This window comes from Mesorhizobium sp. WSM1386 (genome assembly GCF_055901595.1).
Genome location: NZ_CM148373.1, coordinates 3668435 through 3690157 on the forward strand (window position 1 = coordinate 3668435; position 21723 = coordinate 3690157).

The 21723-nt window shown below is 62.9% G+C and carries 23 protein-coding genes; 14 read left to right on the forward strand and 9 right to left on the reverse strand.

All coding sequences use genetic code 11. The features are described 5' to 3' along the window. Positions 1-114 precede the first annotated feature (114 nt). On the forward strand, positions 115-978 hold the full coding sequence (locus tag AC0NIH_RS17985; protein ID WP_473467237.1) for a DMT family transporter: 864 nt from the start codon (positions 115-117) through the stop codon (positions 976-978). 21 nt (positions 979-999) lie between these two features. Here the strand turns inward: AC0NIH_RS17985 and AC0NIH_RS17990 are convergent, their stop codons facing one another. The 3 genes from AC0NIH_RS17990 to AC0NIH_RS18000 all read right to left on the reverse strand — a co-directional run bounded on the left by AC0NIH_RS17990 (position 1000) and on the right by AC0NIH_RS18000 (position 3492). Continuing rightward, entirely contained in the window at positions 1000-2040 is a 1041-nt protein-coding gene (locus AC0NIH_RS17990; RefSeq protein ID WP_023763460.1) for a zinc-dependent alcohol dehydrogenase family protein, read from the reverse strand. A 101-nt stretch (positions 2041-2141) separates the two neighbouring features. Next, the gene (gene maiA, locus AC0NIH_RS17995) at positions 2142-2792 is read right to left on the reverse strand and encodes a maleylacetoacetate isomerase (protein ID WP_023763462.1); all 651 of its coding nucleotides are present in this window, start codon (positions 2790-2792) and stop codon (positions 2142-2144) included. Positions 2793-2796: 4 nt separating this feature from the next. After that, positions 2797-3492: a fumarylacetoacetate hydrolase family protein gene (locus AC0NIH_RS18000; RefSeq protein WP_287275993.1), complete on the reverse strand. Its 696-nt coding sequence runs from the start codon at positions 3490-3492 to the stop codon at positions 2797-2799. Positions 3493-3698: 206 nt separating this feature from the next. Here AC0NIH_RS18000 and AC0NIH_RS18005 point away from each other — a divergent pair, with 206 nt between their 5' ends. Beyond that, positions 3699-4382 carry a response regulator gene (locus tag AC0NIH_RS18005; protein ID WP_013895059.1) on the forward strand — a complete coding sequence of 228 codons (684 nt, stop codon included), beginning with the start codon at positions 3699-3701 and terminating at the stop codon, positions 4380-4382. A 116-nt stretch (positions 4383-4498) separates the two neighbouring features. On the opposite strand, the gene AC0NIH_RS18010 is transcribed toward AC0NIH_RS18005, so the two are convergent. Next, positions 4499-5839 (reverse strand): hybrid sensor histidine kinase/response regulator, encoded by a 1341-nt coding sequence (locus AC0NIH_RS18010; RefSeq protein WP_287275996.1) that lies wholly within the window; start codon positions 5837-5839, stop codon positions 4499-4501. Positions 5840-5853: 14 nt separating this feature from the next. Continuing rightward, positions 5854-6960 carry an FIST N-terminal domain-containing protein gene (locus AC0NIH_RS18015; protein ID WP_473467234.1) on the reverse strand — a complete coding sequence of 369 codons (1107 nt, stop codon included), beginning with the start codon at positions 6958-6960 and terminating at the stop codon, positions 5854-5856. A gap of 343 nt (positions 6961-7303) precedes the next feature. Here AC0NIH_RS18015 and AC0NIH_RS18020 point away from each other — a divergent pair, with 343 nt between their 5' ends. The 4 genes from AC0NIH_RS18020 (at position 7304) to AC0NIH_RS18035 (ending at position 12480) form a co-directional block, all read left to right on the forward strand. Beyond that, positions 7304-7804 carry a (2Fe-2S)-binding protein gene (locus tag AC0NIH_RS18020; protein ID WP_023763466.1) on the forward strand — a complete coding sequence of 167 codons (501 nt, stop codon included), beginning with the start codon at positions 7304-7306 and terminating at the stop codon, positions 7802-7804. A 113-nt stretch (positions 7805-7917) separates the two neighbouring features. Continuing rightward, positions 7918-10269: a xanthine dehydrogenase family protein molybdopterin-binding subunit gene (locus AC0NIH_RS18025; RefSeq protein WP_023780353.1), complete on the forward strand. Its 2352-nt coding sequence runs from the start codon at positions 7918-7920 to the stop codon at positions 10267-10269. A 115-nt stretch (positions 10270-10384) separates the two neighbouring features. Next, positions 10385-11182: an FAD binding domain-containing protein gene (locus AC0NIH_RS18030; protein ID WP_473467231.1), complete on the forward strand. Its 798-nt coding sequence runs from the start codon at positions 10385-10387 to the stop codon at positions 11180-11182. A 275-nt stretch (positions 11183-11457) separates the two neighbouring features. Next, the gene (locus AC0NIH_RS18035) at positions 11458-12480 is read left to right on the forward strand and encodes an acyltransferase family protein (protein WP_473467229.1); all 1023 of its coding nucleotides are present in this window, start codon (positions 11458-11460) and stop codon (positions 12478-12480) included. Positions 12481-12637: 157 nt separating this feature from the next. On the opposite strand, the gene AC0NIH_RS18040 is transcribed toward AC0NIH_RS18035, so the two are convergent. Beyond that, a complete protein-coding gene (locus tag AC0NIH_RS18040; protein WP_473467227.1) occupies positions 12638-13126 on the reverse strand; it encodes a GNAT family N-acetyltransferase in 489 nt (162 codons plus the stop codon). Further along, positions 13123-13881: a copper homeostasis protein CutC gene (locus AC0NIH_RS18045; protein ID WP_473467225.1), complete on the reverse strand. Its 759-nt coding sequence runs from the start codon at positions 13879-13881 to the stop codon at positions 13123-13125. The genes AC0NIH_RS18040 and AC0NIH_RS18045 overlap by 4 nt, the downstream gene beginning before the upstream one ends. Positions 13882-14083: 202 nt before the next feature. Here AC0NIH_RS18045 and AC0NIH_RS18050 point away from each other — a divergent pair, with 202 nt between their 5' ends. Beyond that, positions 14084-14512 carry an SRPBCC family protein gene (locus AC0NIH_RS18050; protein ID WP_023763471.1) on the forward strand — a complete coding sequence of 143 codons (429 nt, stop codon included), beginning with the start codon at positions 14084-14086 and terminating at the stop codon, positions 14510-14512. Between the two features lie 127 nt (positions 14513-14639). Then, a complete protein-coding gene (locus tag AC0NIH_RS18055) occupies positions 14640-15095 on the forward strand; it encodes a carboxymuconolactone decarboxylase family protein (protein ID WP_013895073.1) in 456 nt (151 codons plus the stop codon). Positions 15096-15194: 99 nt separating this feature from the next. On the opposite strand, the gene AC0NIH_RS18060 is transcribed toward AC0NIH_RS18055, so the two are convergent. Further along, entirely contained in the window at positions 15195-15626 is a 432-nt protein-coding gene (locus AC0NIH_RS18060) for a cupin domain-containing protein (RefSeq protein WP_287276014.1), read from the reverse strand. 186 nt (positions 15627-15812) lie between these two features. Then, positions 15813-16190: a winged helix-turn-helix transcriptional regulator gene (locus AC0NIH_RS18065; protein ID WP_473467222.1), complete on the reverse strand. Its 378-nt coding sequence runs from the start codon at positions 16188-16190 to the stop codon at positions 15813-15815. A gap of 159 nt (positions 16191-16349) precedes the next feature. Here AC0NIH_RS18065 and AC0NIH_RS18070 point away from each other — a divergent pair, with 159 nt between their 5' ends. The 6 genes from AC0NIH_RS18070 to AC0NIH_RS18095 all read left to right on the forward strand — a co-directional run bounded on the left by AC0NIH_RS18070 (position 16350) and on the right by AC0NIH_RS18095 (position 21719). Beyond that, positions 16350-17084, forward strand: coding sequence for an SDR family NAD(P)-dependent oxidoreductase (locus AC0NIH_RS18070; protein WP_352710991.1), 735 nt, complete (start codon positions 16350-16352; stop codon positions 17082-17084). A 240-nt stretch (positions 17085-17324) separates the two neighbouring features. Then, positions 17325-17813, forward strand: a complete 489-nt coding sequence (locus tag AC0NIH_RS18075; protein ID WP_023763474.1) for an Hsp20 family protein — start codon at positions 17325-17327, stop codon at positions 17811-17813. Between the two features lie 66 nt (positions 17814-17879). Then, positions 17880-18332, forward strand: a complete 453-nt coding sequence (locus tag AC0NIH_RS18080; RefSeq protein ID WP_473467220.1) for a hypothetical protein — start codon at positions 17880-17882, stop codon at positions 18330-18332. Between the two features lie 46 nt (positions 18333-18378). Beyond that, positions 18379-18678: a DUF982 domain-containing protein gene (locus AC0NIH_RS18085; RefSeq protein ID WP_023763476.1), complete on the forward strand. Its 300-nt coding sequence runs from the start codon at positions 18379-18381 to the stop codon at positions 18676-18678. A 426-nt stretch (positions 18679-19104) separates the two neighbouring features. Beyond that, the gene (locus AC0NIH_RS18090; protein WP_474025008.1) at positions 19105-19968 is read left to right on the forward strand and encodes an ATP-dependent DNA ligase; all 864 of its coding nucleotides are present in this window, start codon (positions 19105-19107) and stop codon (positions 19966-19968) included. 1439 nt (positions 19969-21407) lie between these two features. Next, the gene (locus AC0NIH_RS18095) at positions 21408-21719 is read left to right on the forward strand and encodes a hypothetical protein (protein WP_140780136.1); all 312 of its coding nucleotides are present in this window, start codon (positions 21408-21410) and stop codon (positions 21717-21719) included. The last annotated feature ends 4 nt before the right edge of the window (positions 21720-21723 follow it).

The following is a 21723-nucleotide window of genomic DNA, read 5'->3' on the forward strand; positions in this document are numbered from 1 at the left end:
TCAGTGATCTGTACTGCTCGATCGTTCATTACAGTTTCGTGAAATTGTACCCCATTGTCTCTGGCTGCACCATGGGTGCCTGCCCGATAGAGGGCGAAAGACATGGAGCCTGGAATGGACAAGATCGCGAGCGGCTGGCTGAACGGATTTATCGGCGTGCTGATCTTCTCAGGCTCGCTGCCGGCGACGCGCGTGGCGGTGGTGGATTTCGATCCGACATTCCTGACATCGGCCCGCGCGGCGATTGCCGGGCTGCTTGGCCTGGCCATGCTGCTCCTGTTCCGGCAAACGCGCCCGGAGCGCGGGGATTTGCTGTCGCTGGTGATCGTCGCACTCGGCGTGGTGGTCGGCTTTCCGCTGCTGACCGCGCTGGCGCTGAAGCACGTCACCTCCGCCCACTCGATCATCTTCGTCGGCCTGCTGCCGCTGGCAACCGCGATCTTCGGCGTGCTGCGCGGCGGCGAGCGTCCACGACCGGCGTTCTGGCTGTTTTCCTGCGTGGGCAGCGCGCTGGTCGGGGGCTTTGCGCTGATGCAGGGCGTGACGGCCTCGCCGGTCGGCGACGGTCTGATGCTCGCCGCCATCGTCGTCTGCGGCCTGGGCTATGCCGAGGGCGCCGCGCTGTCGCGCAAGCTCGGTGGCTGGCAGGTGATCTGCTGGGCGCTGACGTTGTCGCTGCCGATCATGCTGGTGCTGACTTTGGCGACCCTGCCGCCGTCGTTTGCCGCCGTCGGCTCCCACGCCTGGATCGGGCTCGCCTATGTCTCCCTGTTCAGCATGCTGATCGGCTTCGTCTTCTGGTATCGCGGCCTTGCGCAAGGCGGCATCGCCGCGGTCGGGCAGTTGCAGTTGCTGCAGCCCTTCTTCGGCCTCGCGCTGGCGGCGACGCTGCTGCACGAGCAGGTCAGCCCGCTAATGGTGGTTGTCACGCTCGGCGTGGTGGCCTGCGTGTTCGGGGCGAAGAAGTTTGCGCGGTAGTTCGGAAAGCGACGGCCGCATTTAGAACTTCGTCACCACACCGATTCCGATCCCCTCGAAGCCACCCATCGCCATCAGGGCGGCGGGCGCTTCGTCGAGGCTGATCTTCTTGCCGACCAGCAGTTCAGGCTTGAGCTTGCCGTGGCGGATCATCTCCATCATCGCCGGGTAGCGATAGGCCTGCATGCCGTGACTGCCGAGGATTTCGAGCTCGAAGGCGATCACCTTGTCCATCGGCACCTGCGGGCGGGCGTGATCGCCAAGCATCAGCCCGACCTGCACGTGGCGGCCGCGCCGGCGCAGATTGGCGATCGAGTTGAACGAGGTGGTCGGGTGGCCGAGCGCGTCCATCGACATGTGCGCGCCGCCGTTGGTGATCTGCTTGACCGCCTTGACCACGTTCGGCGTCGTGGATGCGTTGATGGTCGCCACGGCTCCGATCTTCCTGGCGAACTCCAGCTTCTCGTCGGTGAGGTCGATGGCGATGACATTGGCGCCCATCGAACTGGCGATCATGATCGCCGACAGGCCGACGCCGCCGCAGCCATGCACCGCCACCCATTCGCCCGGCGTCACCCGGCCCTGGTCGACGATGGCGCGAAACGAGGTGACGAAGCGGCAGCCGAGGCTGGCGGCGGTGGCGAATTCCATTTCGTCGGGCAGGCGCACCAGATTGGTGTCAGCATGCTCGATGGCGACATATTCGGCGAAGGAGCCCCAGGCGTTGAACCCGGGCTGCGATTGATGTTCGCAAACCTGGTGATTGCCCGAATTGCATTCGAAGCAATGGCCGCAGCCGACGGCGAACGGCACGGTGACGCGCTCGCCGGCCTTCCAGCGGGTCACATGCTTGCCGGCGGCAACGACGATGCCGGCGAGTTCGTGGCCGGGCACATGCGGCAGGCGGATGTCGGCGTCATGGCCCATCCAGCCATGCCAGTCGCTGCGGCAAAGACCGGTTGCCTCGACCTTGATGACGACGCCATCGGCGGCCGGTTTCGGATCGGGAACGGTCTGGATCGTCGGCGCTTCGCCGAATTTCTCGAAGACGACGGCTTTCATCGGTCACTCCACCCTTAAGACGGCACGCATTGCGGGAAACGATAGCCGATTCCTTGTCCGGTCAAGCGGAAATCGATTCCGCCGGATGTGATAGAGGATGCCTACTCGGCATCGATTTGTTTCTCAGGCGCGGCCTTCTGGAAGGCTGGCAGTGCCATGCAGGCGGCGTTGATGCGTGCGATTGTCGGGTAGGGCGCCAAGTCCACGCCGAAACGGGCGTTGCTGGCGATTTGCGCAACCAGGCAGATATCGGCGAGCCCCGGAGTCTCGCCGTGGCAGAATGTTCCGGTCTGCGGCGACGACGCCAGGAGCTTTTCAAGCGGACGGAAACCTTCGTTCACCCAGTGGCGGAACCAGTTGGTGATGTCCTGGTCGCCGGCGCCGAACAGGGTGCGCAGCGAGGTCAGCACACGCAGATTGTTCACCGGGTGGATGTCGCAGGCGATCATCTGCGCCAGCATTCTCACGCGCGCCCGGCCAAGTGCGTCCCCAGGCAGCAGCGGCGGTTCGGGCTGGATCTCGTCGAGATATTCGATGATAGCCAGCGACTGCGTCAAAAGCGTGCCGTCGCCCAGCACCAGCGCCGGCACCAGCCCCTGCGGATTGACCGCGAGATAGGCCGGCTCCAGATGGTCGCCATGGCGCAAATGGTGCGGGACATAGCTGTAGCTCAGCCCCTTCATCTCCAGCGCGATCCGTGCCCGATAGGAGGTGGAGGACCGATAGTAATTGTGCAGGACGAACTCGCTCATGCGCTTACTTCGGTTGGCCGATGGTCACTTCGATCGTGCCGATGCCGTCGACGCCGCCGGTCATCGTCTCGCCCGGCTTGACCACACCGACGCCGGCGGGCGTGCCGGTAAAGATCAGGTCGCCGGCTTCGAGCTCCATCGCCTCGCTGCAGATCGAGACGACGTCGGCGATCGGCCAGATCAGCTCGGCGAGATCGGCGTCCTGCCTGACCTTGCCGTCGACCGCGAGCCAGATGCGGCCCTTCCGTGGGTGGCCGCCTTTTTGCGCCGGGACCAGCGGGCCGCAGGGCGCCGAGCGGTCGAATGCCTTCGACCAGTCCCAGGGCCGCGCCGCCTTCTTGGCCTCGTCCTGCAAATCGCGGCGGGTGAGGTCGACGCCGACGCCATAACCCCAGACATGATCCAGCGCCCGCTCACGCGGGATGCGGAAGCCCGGTCTGCCGATCGCGGCGACCAGCTCGATCTCATGGTGCAGATTGGCGGTCAGCGGCGGGTAGGGAATGGTCACACCGGAATCGACCACTGCGTCGGCCGGCTTGGTGAAGAAGAAGGGCGGATCGCGCTCATCATTACCGAATTCGCGGGCGTGCGCCGCGTAGTTGCGGCCGACGCAGAAGATCCGGCGCACGGCAAAACGCTCGGCCGACCCGCTGACGGCGACAGAAGGCGTTGGCGGGACGGGGAGAACGAAAGCGGTCATGGCGGTCTCTGTCTTGGACGTCGGATGCCGGGTACCTTCGGCCGAATTCAGGGGCCGGGCAAGGCGTCCCATTTCACAGGGCACTCGCGCCGCCGTGCCTGTATGCGAATCCGGCTATCAACGGTAGACTATTTGGCAATAATCCGGTCATGCTCGTGGGATTAGCTTGTGCTGGAAACTGAACACGGGGCTTCGGAACGAATGTCATGACCGCAGTCAATGATCGCGCCCGGTTCCTCATCATCGACGACCATCCGCTGTTTCGCGAGGCGCTGCACAGCGCCGTTCAGATGGCCTATCCGGAAGTCGATACGGTCGAGGCGCGCTCGATCACCGAGGCGCTCGATCTCCTGGCTGACGCCAAGCCTTTCGACCTGGCGCTTCTCGATCTCTCAATGCCCGACGTGCATGGCTTCGACGGCCTGCTGCAGCTCAGGACCCGCTATCCGCGCCTGCCGGTGGTGATCGTGTCGGGATATGAGGAGCCGAGGATCATCTCCGAGGCCTTGTCCTATGGTGCGGCCGGCTTCATTCCGAAATCGGCGCGCAAGAGCGACCTGGCGGCCGCCATTCGCTCGGTGATGGACGGCGCCATCTACGTGCCGCAAACCTATGAGGGCCAGCCGGCGGACGCCGACAGCAGCGACCGCGCCGACATGGTCCAGCGCCTGTCCAAGCTGACGCCGCAGCAGTTGCGGGTGCTGCAGATGCTGCGCCAGGGCTTGCTCAACAAGCAGATCGCCTACGAACTGCAGGTCGGCGAGACCACGGTCAAGGCGCATGTCTCCGAGATCCTGCGCAAGCTCAATGTCTACAGCCGCACCCAAGCGGTGATCGAGGTTTCGAAGCTGGACAATGCGGAGCTGTTTCGGGATCAAGCTGGGTTTTGATCTTTTACCCTCCCTTGTGGGCAGGGTCGATCCGCGAAGCGGAGCGGGATGGGGGAGCTTGGCGCCGCACCCCACCCCGGCGCTCCGCGCCGACCTCCCATCGAGGGGAGGGTAGCCTAAGCCAGCAAATGTGCCAGCAGCGCCCTTAGTTGTGCCGGTTTCAGCGGTTTGCGCATCAGTTCGATGCCGCCCGCGCGGGCGGCCTTGGCAATTTCCTCGGAACTGTCGGCGGTGACGATCAGCGCCGGCACGGTGCGGCCGAGATAGTTGCGGACCTCCGATATGGTGGCGGTGCCGAGATCGCCGCCGTCGAGATGCTGGTCGGCGATGACGATGTCGGGCACCCAGTCGGTGTCGCCAAGCATGTCCAGCGCATCGTCGGTCGAGGTCGCGGCCCGCACCAGGCATTGCCAGCGTTCGAGCAGGAAGGTCATCGCCTCCAGCACCTCGATGTCGTTTTCGACCAGCAGCACCTTGGTGCCGAACAGGCCGTAGCCGCGCGGACGCTCCAGGCTGGCGGCGCTGGCGATGGCGTCGGCGGGGGCGCCGATGCCGACAGGAACATCGATGTGGAAGATCGTGCCGCGGCCTACCTTCGACGAAAACGTCACGGGGTGCCCGAGCGCGCCGGCCATGCGGCGCACGATGGCGAGCCCGAGCCCGAGACCGCCGCCGTCGAGCTCGGCATTGGCGGGCAAGGTGCCGCGATGGAACTCCTCGAACACCGCCTCGCGCTGGTCCTCGGGAATGCCGCAGCCCGTATCGGCGACATCGATGCGGATGGTGTCGCCGCGATGCCTGGTGCCGACAAGGACGCCACCCGAACGGGTATAGCCTAGCGCATTGGAAAGTATGTTCTGCAGGATGCGACGCAGCAATGTGCGGTCGGAGCGGACCACGGCATTGACCGGCCGGAACTTCAGCGACAGCTGCTTGAGTGCCGCCACCGGCTGGAAATCCGAGCGCAGTGACGAGAACAACGCCTCCAGGCTGACGTCGCCAATGTCGGGCTTCACCACGCCGGCATCGAGCTTGGAAATGTCGAGCAGGGTGCGCAGCAGGTCCTCCATCGTTTCGAGCGAGCGCTCGACCTGGCGCACCAGCTTCCTGCCCTCGTCGCTGGTCTGCACTTCAGCCAGCGCCGAGACGGAGAGGTGGGCCGCGTTCAGCGGTTGCAGCACGTCGTGGCTGGCGGCGGCGAGGAACCTCGTCTTGGACAGGTTCGCCAGCTCGGCATTTTCCTTGGCGGCGCTGAGGTCGATGTTGGATTGCTCCAGTCGGCGCAGCGTCGAATGCAGCTCTTCGGTGCGCGTTCGCACGCGATTTTCCAGCGAAATCGCGGTCTGGAACAGCGAGAAGGCGTTGCCTTGCTGGTCCATCGACCGCTCGACGCGACTGACCAGTGCGGCGTTGATCTTCTTCAGCTTTTCAAGATCGTTTATGTCCCTGAGCGGCATGTTGTCCGGCCGCCTTATTCTGCCGCCTGGCGGTCGCCGAAAGCGATGCCGGTGAAGGTCTGGTTCAGATGCATCGACCGGTACTGCTCGCCATAGGTGCCGAAGCCGACGACATTGTTGATCCGGTAAAGCTCCGAAATGTCGCGAAAGACCTGCCGGTTGCGCGCGTCGAGCCGGCGCAGCACGCAGTCGAAGCCGAGGATCAGGTCGATGCCACCCAGCCGCTCCTCGACCTCGCGCAGGGCGGCGCGTGTCGATTCCACCATGTCCTTGGGCTGGGCGATCGACAGCACGACGCCGTCGTCGATGGCGCAGAAGAACGACAGCGAGCCGTCCGCGTGCATTCTCTGAATCGAGCGGCAGTAATATTCGCCGCCCACCTTCACCACCACCGGATGCGAGGCGAAGCTCAAGGGCGTCAGGGTCTGCGGGAGGATGCCCACGGAAGCGGCATATTCGTCTGCCGCATTGGTGGCGTTGAACTCGCGCACGATGCGATGATCGGCATCCGATGCCGTCACCACCAGCTTTTCGTCGGTCGGAACGAAATTGTCGGTCTTGAAGACGTGGAAAGGGATTTCCGTGGCGATCAGCACGATGATGGCGCTGTCCGAGGTGACCCTGCCGTTCGAGATCAGGCGTGTCGTCTCGAACTTCAGATCGTCGCCGGCCGAGCCGCCGAGCAGGGGGATGTCGTCAAGGCCCCAGTGGATGGCGGAGCTGACCGCCTCCTCGGCATAGGATAGCCCGTCGATGAAGCAGAGCGCGAACGTGTTCCTGGTGTGCTCGCCGCCGACCCGGCCGCGCAGGTTGCGCCTCAAGGCTTCAACCTCGCCGGTGATCCTGTCCATGCCCGACGAGGACAGATCGTCGACCATGGTGCTGACGGCGGTGAACGCCGCCGAGGGCAGCAGCATGGCGAGCACATGGCCGTCCTCGAGGCCCTGCGGCGTGATCTCGCCGGCGGTCGAGCAGCCGGCATGGTGGAGCCCCGGTGCGTGGGTCAGAAGTGCCCGTGACAGGGCGTCGGCCTCGACGAGGCTCTGGGAGAAGAACAGCAGGGCAAAACCTGCGTCGATGGCGGCAGCCTCGGCGGCCACCGCGCATGCAAATGCGTCCATGTCGGGCTCGTCCGTCGTCAGCGCCGACAAGCCGCATGCGTAGCGCGTCCGTGAACTCGTCAGCGGCGTTCTCCCGCATTTCCTCCGACGCTGTTTTTATGCGCTGTTGTTTTTACAAGCTTCCGGCGCGCGGGCGTCGAAGGACATTGTTGCTTCCAACCGGCGTTTTGGCAATGGGGTGAGGGGAATGCATCCTTGGCCCTGGCCATGACCGAAAGTACAATGATCCCGCTTTTCCGTCGCGCTGTTTTTTGTGCGTGGTGCGGTGTACGAATGACGCATGGCCGAAGTGCCACAGCGCGTCGGCAGCGTGATGACCAAGGTTGATACCCAGGGAGGGACCATGTCGGACGTTTCGTTGATGGTGAACGGCAAGCGGGTCAGCGGCGCTGCCGAGGATCGAACGCTGCTGGTTCACTTCCTGCGCGAGAATCTCGGCCTCACCGGCACGCATGTCGGCTGCGACACGTCGCAATGCGGCGCCTGCGTCGTGCATGTCGACGGCAAGGCGGTCAAGTCCTGCACCATGCTCGCGGTCCAGGCGTCCGGCTCCAGCGTGGTGACGATCGAAGGTCTCGCCAACGGCGCCGACCTGCATCCCGTGCAGGCGGCGTTCAAGGAACATCACGGCCTGCAATGTGGCTTCTGCACGCCAGGCATGATCATGACGGCCACCGACATGATCAAGCGCCATCCCGAAGGCCTCGATGAGGCGACGGTGCGGGCCGAACTGGAGGGCAATATCTGCCGCTGCACCGGCTACCACAACATCGTCAAGGCGATCCTCGCCGCATCGAAGACGATGTCGAAGGGGACCAAGGGTAAAGCGAAACAAGCTGCGTGAACGAGGCAGTAGGGCAGTAAGGCAGTAGGGCAGTAGGGAACCGGAGCCAATTTTCCCTACTGCCGTACTGCCCTACTCACCTACTCCCCTACAATCTCGGGAGGGAATTTCTGATGGGCATTGAAGGTGTTGGCGCTCGCGTGGCGCGCAAGGAAGACAAGCGCTTCATCACCGGCGCGGGCCGCTATGTCGATGACATGGTGGTTCCCGGCATGAAGCATGCGGCGTTCGTGCGCAGCCCGCACGCGCATGCGCAGATCAAGAAGATCGACGTCAAGAAGGCGCAGGGCATGCCGGGCGTCATCGGCGTGCTAACCGGCAAGGAACTCAAGGCCGACGGCATCGGCAACCTCATCTGCGGCTGGATGATCCATTCCAAGGACGGTTCTCCGATGAAGATGGGCGCATGGTCGCCGCTGGCCGTCGACAAGGTCCGCTATGTCGGCGACGCCGTCGTCATCGTCGTGGCCGAGACCAAGGGCCAGGCGCGTGACGCGGCCGAGGCGGTCGAGATCACCTACAAGGAACTGAAGGCCGTCGTCGACGCCACCAAGGCGCTCGAAAAGGGCGCGCCGCAGGTCCACGCCGAGGCCGAGAACAATTTGATCTTCGACTGGGAGATCGGCGATGCCAAGGCGACCGACGCCGCCATCAAGGCGGCGGCGCATGTCACCCGCATGAAGATCGTCAACAACCGGCTGGTGCCGAACGCCATGGAGCCGCGCGCGGCTCTCGGCCACTACGACAAGGCGGAAGATCACTATACCTGCTGGACGACATCGCAGAACCCGCATGTCGCGCGGCTGGTGATGAGCGCCTTCTACAATGTCGCGCCGGAAAACAAGCTGCGGGTGATCGCGCCCGATGTCGGCGGCGGCTTCGGTTCCAAGATCTACATCTATCCCGAAGAGATCGTCTGCCTGTGGGCGTCGAAGAAGACCGGCGTGCCGGTCAAATGGGTCGCAGACCGCACCGAAAGCTTCCTCACCGACGCGCATGGCCGCGACCATGTCTCGACCGTCGAGATGGCGTTCGACAAGAACAACCGGATCACCGGCTTCAAAGTCGATACGATCGCCAATCTCGGCGCCTACATGTCGCTGTTCTCGTCCTGCGTGCCGACCTATCTCTACGCGACGCTTTTGTCGGGGCAGTACGATATTCCGGCCATCCATGCCAATGTGCGCACCGTCTATACCAACACGGCACCCGTCGATGCTTATCGCGGGGCAGGGCGGCCGGAGGCCACCTATCTCCTGGAACGCACGATGGAAGCAGCAGCGCGCGAACTCGGCGTCTCTCCGGCCGAACTGCGGCGCAAGAACTTCATCACCGTCTTTCCGCACCAGACCCCGGTGATCATGAACTATGACGCCGGCGACTATGGCGCCTCGCTCGATGCGGCCATGAAGACCTCCGACTATGCCGGCTTTGCCAAGCGCAAGTCCGCGGCGGCAAAGCAGGGCAAGCTGCGCGGCATCGGCATGAGCTGCTACATCGAGGCGTGCGGCATCGCGCCGTCGGCGGCGGTCGGCTCGCTCGGCGCCGGCGTCGGCCTTTGGGAATCGGCGGAAGTGCGGGTCAACGCGGTCGGCACGATCGAGGTGCTGACCGGCTCGCACAGCCATGGTCAGGGCCATGAGACGACGTTCGCGCAGCTGGTCAACGAGCGTTTCGGCGTGCCGATCGATTCGGTTTCGATCGTCCATGGCGATACCGACAAGGTGCAGATGGGCATGGGCACCTACGGATCGCGCTCGGGTGCGGTCGGCATGTCGGCGATCGCCAAGGCGCTCGACAAGGTGGAGGCCAAGGCCAAGAAGATCGCCGCGCATCTGCTCGAGGCCGACGAAGGCGACATCGTCATCGAGAACGGCGCGCTGAAGGTCGCCGGCACCGACAAGAACGTGCCGTGGTTCCAGGTGGCGCTTGCCGCCTACACCGCGCACAATCTGCCGGCCGGAATGGAACCCGGGCTGAAGGAAACGGCCTTCTACGATCCGTCGAATTTCACCTTCCCGGCGGGCTGCTATATCTGCGAGGTCGAGATCGATCCGGAAACCGGTACGACCGAGATCGTCCAGTTCGTGGCCGCCGACGATTTCGGCAACATCATCAACCCGATGATCGTCGAGGGCCAGGTGCATGGCGGCATCGCCCAGGGCGTCGGCCAGGCGCTGCTGGAAGGCGCTCACTATGACGCCAGCGGGCAGCTGCTGACGGCAAGCTACATGGACTACACCATGCCGCGCGCGGACGACCTGCCTTCGTTCAAGGTCTCGACGTCGAACACCCCGTGTCCGGGCAATCCGCTCGGCATCAAGGGCTGCGGCGAGGCCGGCGCCATCGGCTCGCCGCCGGCGGTGATCAACGCCATCACCGATGCCATCGGCATCCCCGACATTGCCATGCCGGCTTCGCCGTCCACCGTGTGGGCAGCGATCCGTGCCGCGACGAAGCACTGAAAAGAGTGAGCAGGGAGTAGTGAGTAGCGAATAGGGAAGCGCTTCATCAACAACGGCAGCTGAGCATTCACTACCGACTACCCACTACTGACCAAGCACTCTCAAGGAGGACCCCATGTACGCAGTCAACTACCACCGTGCCGGCTCGGTCTCTGAAGCCGCCAAGCTGATCAAGACGGACGACGCCAAGCTGCTCTCGGGCGGCATGACTTTGATCCCGGCCATGAAGACGCGGCTGGCGGCGCCTTCCGATCTCGTCGATCTGTCGCGCATCACGGAGTTGCAAGGTGTCAAAGTGTCGGGCAAGACGATCACCATCGGCGCCGCCACGACGCATTTCGACGTCGCCAATGACGAGAAGCTGAAGAAGGCGTGCCCGGCGCTTGCCCATCTGGCGTCGCTGATCGGCGACCCGGCGGTACGCCACAGGGGCACGATCGGCGGCTCGATCGCCAACAACGATCCGGCGGCCGACTATCCCGCGGCGCTGCTGGCGCTGGGGGCCACCATCGTCACCAACAAGCGCGAGATAGCTGCCGACAAGTTCTTCAAGGGACTGTTCGAGACCGCATTGAAGGATGGCGAGATCATCACCGCGGTCACCTTCACCGCACCGGCGAAGGCCGCCTATGAAAAATTCCGCAATCCGGCCTCGCGCTACGCGATCGTCGGCGTGTTCGTGGCCAAGGGCAAGGATGGCGTCAGCGTCGCCGTCACCGGCGCCGGCGACGACGGCGTCTTCCGCTCGAAGGAGATCGAGGCGGCGCTGGCGAAGAGCTTCGACGCCGCGTCGCTCAAGGGCGTGAAGGTGCCTGCCAAGAACCTGATGACCGACATCCACGCTTCCGCCGACTATCGCGCCAATCTGATCTCGGTGATGGCCAAACGGGCGGTGGCGGCAGCCAACGCCTGACACCATCGGTTTGGACAAAGGAGAGGGGCCGCCACGGCCCCTTTTTCGTATGCGGCGACCCTTAGCGATCCAGTTCCATCAAGGTGTCGCCCCCCTGCGCTGCGCCTTTGCTTGAAGCAATTCCGGCCAGCTCCTTCTCCTGGAACTGCCCGGACTGCAATCTCGCACTTGCACAAATTTACCTTGCACTGCAATATGACTTGGGGCGGGAATGCGAGCCGGGTTCGGAATATGCACCGCCGTGCCTTTCGCATGTCCAACGCGAAGGGATCGGCATGTCCGAAATTTCCGCCACCCATTTGGTTCCGCCGCGATCGGTCGCCGACAGATCGACCAGAACCAGGCTGGCCTATCTCGACGGCTGGCGCGGACTGTCGATCGCCCTGGTGCTGATCGGGCATTTCTTTCCGGTTCCCGGAATCAATCTCGGGGTGCTGGGCGTCGAATTCTTCTTCGTGCTCAGCGGCCGGCTGATGGGCGAGATCCTGTTCATCGAACGGTACCCGCTGAAGAAGTTCTTCAAGCGCCGCTTTTCGCGCATCTATCCAGCGCTTCTGGTGTTCGTTGCCGTTGCCATGGTCGCGCTGTCGGGAACGTTCATCGCCTTCAAATGGAAGGCGGCGCTGACGGCGCTGACATTCACCTACAACTACGCCGGAATTCTCGTCACCCGGGCCGGTGCGCTGGACCACATCTGGTCGCTCTGCGTCGAGGAGCATGCCTATGTGATCCTGGCCCTGATCAGCGCCACCGTCGCCAGGCGCGATCGCGTCATACCGTTGCTGCTGGCGCTGGCCTTGCTCGCCATGGCGAACGGGGCGGTGTCTTACTGGGTGTTCAGACTTGACTACGAGACCACCTACTGGCGCACCGATGTGCACATTGCATCGATCCTGCTGTCGGCGTCGATCTGCCTGCTCAAGGCCGATGGCAGGCTGCCGGCCATGTTGAAGGGGCCTTACGTCGCCATGGCGGCTGCGGCCGGCGCGGTTTTGCTGTTCATGGACCCCGTGCCGACGCCGATCCATTACCTTGTCGCCGTGCCGCTGCTGGCGATTGCCGTCAACGCGCTCGATTTCAGCACCCAGTTCTTTTCCGGATTGCTGTCGTCCTGGCCGATGGCGACGTTGGGCCTGTGGTCGTATTCGCTCTATCTGTGGCAGCAGCCATTCTACAAATTCGTCTACGAACAAGGCAGCGACCCGTGGCTGATGCTGGCCGGGGTTTTTGCCTGCGCGCTCGGCAGCTACTACGTCATCGAGCGGCCGGCGCGCGAATGGCTCAACCGCAACTGGTGAATGCCGTCATAGCCTCAACCAGATGATCAGAAATGCCCTTCGAACCAGTTGTCGTTCGGGCGGTGATCCATCAATGGTCTTAAATGTACCGAGCTTGGGGCACGGCGACCTGTTTGCCGATATAGCGCGGCGGCGTTTGTTCAGCTAGCCCGTGTCTTCAAGCGGTGATCCGCCTGGCGTAATAGCGCACCGCCTTCTTGCCGCCATGGATGACCGCATCGCCGACTTCGGCGAAGCCGAGCGTGGCGTGGAAGGCGTCCGAGGCGGGGTTGGGCGGGTCGCTGTTGACCTCGCAGGTGACCAGCGTGTGGCCGGCGCGCCGGGCGTGGTCGAACAGATCCTGATAAAGCAGGCGCGCGTGGCCACGGCCCCTCGCATGCGCGGCCACCACGACACGGTCGACATAGACGAAGCGTTCGTAGCGTTCGCGGAACCAGACAAAATTCGGGCTGTCATAGCTGGCGTCCTGGTCGAAGGTCATGATGAAGGCTTCGAGATCGCCGATGCGCCTGGCGTAAAACGCTTCGCCGAGCAGGAAGGACAGCCGCTCGGCTTCGAGCCACGACAGTTCGGCGGCATGCTCGTTGTTGAGGGCCAGGATAGAGGCTTCGTCGCCTTGTGATATGCGGCTGATAGAGGAGGTCATGCCTTGGCCGCCGCGATCGTTGCCGCCACCAGCGGTGTGTCGGTCAAAATGTTGCGGTACTCACGGTCGAGATCGGAGCCGCCCATGCCAACCTTTGGGTTGCGGTAGCGCATGGCGCTCGGCACCTCCTTGAGGGCGGCGAAATGCATTTCCGCCAGCCCGGTCTTTCCGCGCACCTCTGCGATGTTGCCGAGATCGAGCCCGCCGCAACCAAGGATGATGATCCGGTCACCGGCCTGTCGCACCAGCTCCGCCAACAATGGCAGGCCTTCGATGGCGGTGTCGCGCTGGCCGCTGGTCAGCACGCGGCCGACCTTGCAGCGTATCAGCGCTTCCAGCGCCTCGCTGGGATCGCGCGTCATGTCGAAGGCGCGGTGACAGGTGACGTTCAGCGGACCCGCCGCCTCGGTCAATTCGCCCATGCGGCGTTCATCGATGGTGCCATCGGCGTTCAGGCAGCCATACACCACGCCGGGCACGCCGAGGTCGCGGAGTGCTGCGACATCGGCGAGCATCGAGTGGTATTCGGTCTCGCTGTAGAGAAAATCGCCGCCGCGCGGCCGCACCATGACGTGAAACGGCACGGTGGCCTGGTCCAGCGCGGCGCGCACCGTGCCTAGGCTCGGCGTGATGCCGCCTTCGACAAGGCTGGCGCACAGTTCGACCCGGTCGGCGCCGGCCTCCTGCGCGGCGAACAGGCCATCGATGCCTTCGACACAGATTTCGATCAGCGGTGGGCGAGTTTCAGCGGTCAAGGGATGATCCAGTCCATGATGTCGCGGAAAGCCCTAGCACCCGGGCGGCCGGCGCGAAAGCGTGAACGGCAGGCCGCCATTTGGACCAGGCGGGCATTTCCCGGCTTGACAGTTGTATAACTGCGGAGTTATGGGTTAATTCATAGCTGGCGAGTTATTGATTTCGCCCCAGCAGCGCGAACACGGCAAGGAGGAACGAGGCATGACGCAAACCAAATCGATCGTCGTCGAGCGGCTGATTCCGCATTCGGCGGAGAAGATATGGCGCGCACTGACCGTGCCTGAACTCGTTGCCGAGTGGCTCATGCAGAACGATTTCGCGGCGCAGGAGGGGCATCGCTTCACCTTCCGGGCGGCACCGGTGCCGGGCTGGTCCGGGGTGACGAACTGCGTGGTGTTGAAAGTAGAGGCGCCGCGCCTGCTTGCCTATAGCTGGGGCGACGGAAGCGAATCCGACAGCGGGCTGAGGACCGTGGTGACCTGGTCGCTCACGCCCGAAGGTGCGGCGACCCGGGTGCGGATGGAGCATTCGGGGTTCCGGCCCGCCGACGAGCGCGGATATGTCGGCATGGGAAGCGGCTGGCCGCGTATTCTGGAACGGCTGGAGCAGGTGGCCGCGAAGCAGGGCTGACGGCCGAACCCTTTCTCGACCAAACCGGTCGGCACTGCTGCCGATCGCAACAATTCGCGCCCGGAGGCTCCGCTCCCGGGCTCGGCAAAACACGCCCTACCGAAACACGGTTTCAAAGGAGAAGACCATGCAAGCGAGAATCAAGAACCCGGTGATGCTTATCCCAGGCGCACTGCAGGCGTTGCTGGCGCTGGACAAGTCGACCGAGGCGGCCGACGTGCCCTATGTGACGCGCAAGCTGATCCATCTGCGCGCCAGCCAGATCAATGCCTGCAGCCTATGCGTCGACATGCATGCGCGCGAACTGAAGAAGGCCGGCGAGAAGGACGAGCGCATCTTTGCGCTGGCGGCATGGCGGGAGACGCCATACTTCACCGATGCCGAACGCGCGGCCCTGGCGCTGGCGGAGGCCGGCACAAGGCTCGCCGACCGGGCAGACGCCGTGCCGGACGATGTCTGGGACGAAGCTGCCCGGCACTATGACGAAAAGGCGCTTGCCGCGCTCGTTGTCCAGATCGCCCTGATCAACGCTTTCAACCGGCTGAACGCGACGACACGACAGATGGTCGGCTCCTGGGGCTGAGCGCTGGATCGAGCGCTTGGGGCGGGCCGATTGTCGGCGACCGGGGGAAGGCGGGCGGCGCATCGCGTTCCCGCCTTCGGGGCGCAGGCATCGCCTTGGCTACTGGCGCAATTCCGTATTCTTGGTGCCTTCCTCGACCTGATCGATCACCAGCAGCTTGACCGGGCCATCGCCGATGTTGGTGGCCTGATGCCACTGGCCGATCATTTCGATGATGAAATCGCCCGTCTTGTAGGTGTTGCTGTTGCCGGTCTCGACATTGGTGACCTTCAGCGTCCCGGCCTCGACATAGGCATAGCGGGGGAAGGGGTGCCGGTGGACCGGCAAGGTCGCGCCCGCCGCGATGTCGTAAGTCGATACCAGCACCTGCACGTTCTTCTGCGGCAGCGTGATCGGCTGCCCGGACGCGGTGGTGGTGCGCGAAGCCAGCGGCGTGACCACGACAGGCGTGCCGCTGCTGTCGAGTGCCAGGGCACAATTCGCGTAAAGCGCAGCCGCGAGCAGCAGCACCGATGCCGAGATTCTCCGCATGATTCCTCCCTGAACCGGCACATCTATCGCGCGGCGCACAACCGCGCGCAAGCCGTGAGCGCTTGTTGATTTTCCGGATCGGAGTTCTGGAACTGTAGGCTCGCCGGAGCCGATCAATCGGCCATGATGACATCGAGCCGCGTTGCCGAAGGCGAGCCGAGAAGACGGAAGAGCGAATGACTGTTTTCAGTCGCCCAGGAGGGATCCGCGTCTTTTGCCATTCGAGGCCTCGCGCTCGGCGAAGAGGCGGGTGACCTCGGCCATGTTTGCCGTGCCCCAGGAGCATAGCGGTACGAGGGCCTCGGCCAGGCCGCGGCCCAAGGGCGTGAGACTGTAATCCACCCGCGGGGGGATCTCCTTGTAGTCGGTCCGCTTCACGAGATCGTCGCCCTCCAGCTCCTTGAGCTGCTGAATCAACATCTTGTCGCTGACGTCGCGGACGGCTCGCCGCAACTCACCGTAGCGGATCGGGCCGTCCTGAGCGAGGAAGTAAAGGATCAGCGGCTTCCACTTGCCGGCAATGAGCCGCAGGGTCGCGTCGAGGCCGCAGGTGAAACCAGGCATCGTCGGCGTGCAATTTTGTGCTGGCAGCGGAGCCTGTGTCCGCGACGAAGCCGGCTCTGAGCGATTTGATGACATTTCTACCCACTTACCAAAAGGTGCATACTTGTCAATAAGTGGGTGGGTGGCCAAGTGAGTGCAACCTCAACAAAGGAGCACATCATGAGCAGACTACAGGGCAAGACGGCAGTGGTGACGGGCGGCGGAAGCGGCATCGGACTCGGAGCCGCCCAGCGGTTCATCGACGAAGGCGCGTTCGTCTACATCTTCGGTCGGCGGCAAGAGGCGCTCGATGCCGCGGTGGCGCAGCTCGGCCCCAATGCAAGGGCGGTGCGCGGTTCGGTAACCGACATGGCCGACCTCGACCGGCTCTATCAGACGGTGAAGGCCGAGCGCGGCGGGGTCGACATCCTGCTCGCCAACGCCGGGACCGGCGCGTTCGCGCCGCTGGGCGAAATCACGCCCGAGCACTACGACAACATCTTCGACCTCAATGTGAAGGGGCTGGTCTTCACGGTGCAGAAAGCCCTGCCGCTCATGGCTGAGGGGGCGTCGATCATCCTGACCGGGTCGAGCACGAGCGTGATGGGGACGCCGGCGTTCAGCATCTACAGCGCGACCAAGGCGGCGGTCCGCAACCTGGCGCGCAGCTGGGCGCTGGACCTGCGCGGCACGGGCATCCGCGTCAATGTGCTCTCACCGGGGCCGACAACGACCGAACTGGCGCTGGAGGTTCTGGGTGAAGAGGGGATGGAAGCGATGGGAGCGACCACCGTACTCGGGCGGATGGGCGACCCCTCCGAGACAGGCGCCGTGGCGGCGTTCCTGGCGTCCTCGGACAGCAGCTTCATGACCGGCGGCGAGGTTTTTGTCGATGGAGGCCTGGCGCAGGTCTGAGCCCAAACTAGAGGGCGTCGGATTGGAGAACGAAGCCCTCGCGCTCGGGTGAAAACAGCGCATTCTCCCACTGGGAATATCGCCTGTGTGCGTTCCGAAAAAATTTTCGCAACGACCTCTTGAAGAGAAAAAACGCGATTCCCAGATCGTTTTCCGTCGAGGCTACGGCTCGACAAAATGGCGCCGCGGCGACACCGCGGCGGCCTCGTAACCCCATGTTGCTTCACGGAGGATATGGCTATGAGAAGCTTTGATTATGCCCCCCTTTACCGCACAACGGTCGGTTTCGACCGACTCTTCGACATGCTCGAAAACAGCGTGCGTTCGGACTGGCCTCCTTACAATATCGAGAAGAATGGCGACAATGATTATCGCATCACGATGGCTGTCGCCGGCTTCGGTCTCGACGAAGTGGAGCTTGTGCAGAACGGACCCGAATTGTCCGTGATCGGACAGAGGAAACCTGATCAGGAAAATCGGGAAATCCTCCATCGCGGTCTGGCGATAGGCAACTTCAAGCAGGTGTTCAAACTTGCAGACCACGTCAAGGTCAAGGCAGCCAATCTCCAGAATGGCCTGCTGTCGGTGGACCTGATCCGCGAAGTGCCCGAGGAACTCAAGCCCCGGCGCATCGAGATCAGCTCCGAAGCCAAAGGGCTTCCCCTCAAGAAATCCGACAAGAAGGAAGCCATCAAGCTGAACGCAGAGCCGGAGCGCGAAGTAGCTTGACCCTGCAATCCAGTTTGTCGCCTGCCTCCCGGCTCTGCCGGGAGGCACAGATTGCGGAGAATGGAGATGAGATCCGAAGCTTACGATTATCATGAACCTGAACCGAAAAATCTCGCCGCGGAATACGCTGGGCTGCAGACGCCTGATGACGTGCTGAAAGAGGAGATGACGATCGGCGCAAAACGGGCTTTGCTCGCTTTTTGGGCTTCCGATGTCCATGCGGTTCCGGGCAGGCCTGCCTTACGTCGATTGGACAACGGCGCCATTGTGGAGGTCGGCGATATTCTTCGTGCTCTCAACCAGTTGGACGAATTTGAAGGCAAGCCGTCGGTTTCCAGGCGGCGGAGTAACGGCGGCCGATCCTCAGATCGGCGTCGCGACAAAGCCCGGCGCAGCTGGTTGCGGTACCCCTGGCGAGATGACGACGATGATCCGCCGCCGGTTCCCGCGTATGTCGCGGTCCCGCCCAGACGCGGAGATGGTGGCGTGTTCGCGGAGCCTGAGCATGCAGCCGCGTGACGAGCCGATTCGGCAAACTGGTTCGCTCAACCGAAAGGAGGTCTAGATGGGCGATAGGATGTTCGATCAACCGGTGTTGGTAAGCAATGGCCAGTTCATTCAAGAGCTGGGATGTCTCGAAGACGCTTTCGACTTCTTGCATGATTGGCCACGGGAGCGGCGGGGCCCGATTTTCGAAACCGCCTTCCGGGCCTGCCAGCGTGCTTACGACGGCCAGGTTTCACTGTCGGTCGCGCGTGATGCTGTCGCCGGGTTCGCAAGATCCGTCAAAATCCTGCAAGAGCCGCTTGCTCCGCTCCCCTGGATGGGCGGCATGAATTCCGGCCGCGGTGGGATCGCGGCTTGATTTCGACAATGGTGGCGGCGCCACGAAGGTGGCGTCGCTGCCGCTATGCTGCTCTTCCGGATGTCTGCGCCGCCGTGCAACTTTCCGGGGATCGGCGGGCCGAGGTCCGATAGCTTCGTCATCCCCATCGAACTTTCAGTTCGTCTAAAATGTTCCGGAACCCTCCGTTCCGTCAAAGTCTAATGATCAGGAACGCACACTGGAAAGCACGTGCGGTAACGGTTGATTCAACCATCGATGGTAATTTGGTGTGCAGTGGCGGCTCCGACATGGGGGCGGGCGCTTGAGTGCCGGAGCCGCCTGCGCAGCCCGGTTGGGGTTTGACCGCGCCGTCCTAGAATGGGACAGCGCGGTCAACGATTCGTTAAAATTTTCCGGAACTAATTAAGCGCATCCTAATTGAGTCGCGATTCGCGAGTCAGTTTCATGCGTTTGAAGTTTATCCATCCGATGGAGCCCGAACTGGTCGATACGCCACCGCACGGCGATGACTGGCTCCACGAGATCAAGTTTGATGGCTACCGCACCCAGGTCATCAAGGACGAAGACGGCATCCGGCTGATCACCAAGAACGGCTACGACTGGACGGGCCGCTACATCCAGCTCGCAGGCGAAGCGGCGGCGATCGAGGCGGAAGACTTCATCATCGATGGCGAGGCGATCACCATTAATGAGGCGGGCCTGTCCGACTTCCACGCGCTTCAGTCAGCCGTCACCAGCCGCAATCCATCGCGCGACGTGTATCTGGTTGCATTCGATCTTCTACACCTGAACGGACACGATCTGCGCGACATGCCGGCAGAGGACCGTCGCGAGATCCTTCAGGAGCTTGTTCCTACCGGCGACCGCATTCAGTTCAGCGAGGCTATGCCAGGCACGGGGGATGCTGTCTATCACCTTGTCGACCAGGCTGGCCTGGAGGGGATGGTGTCGAAGCGCAAGGACAGCCCGTACCGCAGCGGCCCGACGATGAACTGGCGCAAGATAAAGTGCTATGCCGAAAAGGACATGGACATCATTGGCGTGCAGCGGGAAGCCGGCAAGCCTGCGATGGTGCTGATGGCCGACAAGGGTCGGTATGCCGGCGCCGCCTTCGTTACCTTCAAGGCAGACAAGCGGCAGCGCCTTTGGGACCGCGTCCAAGGCAAGATGGGCGGACCGGCGCCTGTAAGGCTCAAGAGCGACAAGGCCGAATGGCTGAAACCTGGTCTAGTCGGCCGGGTGCGGTTCCTGAAGGGCGAGGAGAAGCTGCGCCATGCCAAGCTGCTGGATTTCAGAGATAAGCAATAGACCAGACCGCTCCACCTCACTTGAGGATGAAGTAGGGCGGGACAAGCATTGAAAATGCTGCGACGCCAGTGAGGAAAAGGTCTGTGATCATGAGCCCCCCGCCCGGAAGTTCATGAACTACTTCCAAAGCCAATTTAGCTAAAATGCAAGGAGCGCTCCGCTTTGGCCATTCTTTTGCGCGGATTGGTCCAAATTCACACCCTTGGACTTTATCGCGCAACCTCGAGGTAGTGGCAGGCGAGGCTGAAGCAGGAATATAATCCTCCCGTCGCGGCGAACCCCTCAACGGAGATCGCCTTGCCTCAGAAGACCCTCGCCGACACCCTGGCCGCCCACGAAACAGTCTATGTCACCTGTGGGCACCCTATGTGCTGCAGGTCGACCCGCCTCGCCATCCAAGTGCCGATTGACCGGCTCGGACCGGATCACGGGTCAATGCATCAGGATCTTGCGGATTGTTCATCTGCTCGGCATGCGAAGCTGCTCGCCGTGATCGCCGGCCGGTGTTCTTCACATCTGTTCCTGACTACGAAAGCCACACGCGAAGCTCAACAGCGACTGGGAGCCGACGTTCAAACGATAAGATGGCCACCGGCAGGGCGGGCTGGCAAGATCTGGCAAGATCGTACGCGTCCACCGAATGTGACATTGGGGCAACCTGATTGCGCGAACGAGCATGCGAACGGAACAGTCGCTTGACGCTCGAAGCAGACTGCGAGAGCGTTGTGCTGTCCGGGGGTAAAGCGGCGCACGGCTCGTCGAGAGCTGTTAAAGGCGGGGGCCTTTCTCGACGAGCCTGCCTTCGGACATAGGCGCTCGCTAACGGAGATCGGCGACAAGGTGCGGGTCGAGGAGGCACCCCAAATGGACAAGCGGCAAAACAGGATCGTTGAGGCGTATTGTCTCATCGCCGTTCCGGCATCAATGCTTCTCACGATTGTGCTAGCTCAAATGATCCTTGGCTGAGAGCGCTAGGCGTCATGGCGAAAGGCTGGACGTACCATAAGCCCGTGAAGCCCTATGCCGAAGAGAGCATCGGCCGTCGTGAAGTGATAGAAAATGGTCATGTCTTCCGCAACCTAGCTCCAGTGCCTTCGCCATTCGTGATGTCAACATTGTGCGCAGCGTACGCCGCGACGATGCCTTCGTGGTCTCGCTCGCATTTCCGGTCTGTTCGTAGCGATGAACCGTCGTGAATGCGATACCAGCTTTCTCGGCAAGGTCGCGAACTGACCACCTCAGGATAGCGCGGGCGGCTCTGTTTGCTTCAGCGCCCGCTCGGGCCTAGGGCAGGGGCGGCTTCTTGCGAAGTGTCTTATATTAGCAATACACGATATATTAACGGCTTCTGATGCAGCCTTCCGCACGGAGGACGGCTATACGACGTACCAACGCGCGCCTGTAGCGCCGGGGACGCTCGACCAATGCGGAGCAAGCGCATGAGTGTCGGAACAGCTCTCGAACAATTGCTGCGGTTGATTCATCGCCGAGCCATGAAATTAGCGGCGCTGCCAGAGGATGAAAGGGATTTACACTACGATCTCATCCGGCTGTCATGTTGCAAAGCCGCCGAGCACATTGGGCAAAGTCCCGACGAGGCAGCCATCACGGCAAACGATATGGTTGGGTTTGTTCGCGCACTGGTCGGAATCGTTGAGGTGGGCTGTCGATCAGATCAAGGGCGAAGCGACGATCGGCCGCCGCCGATACGACATTTTGGTGGTGGGGAGAATGGCACTACGCGCATCTAGAGAT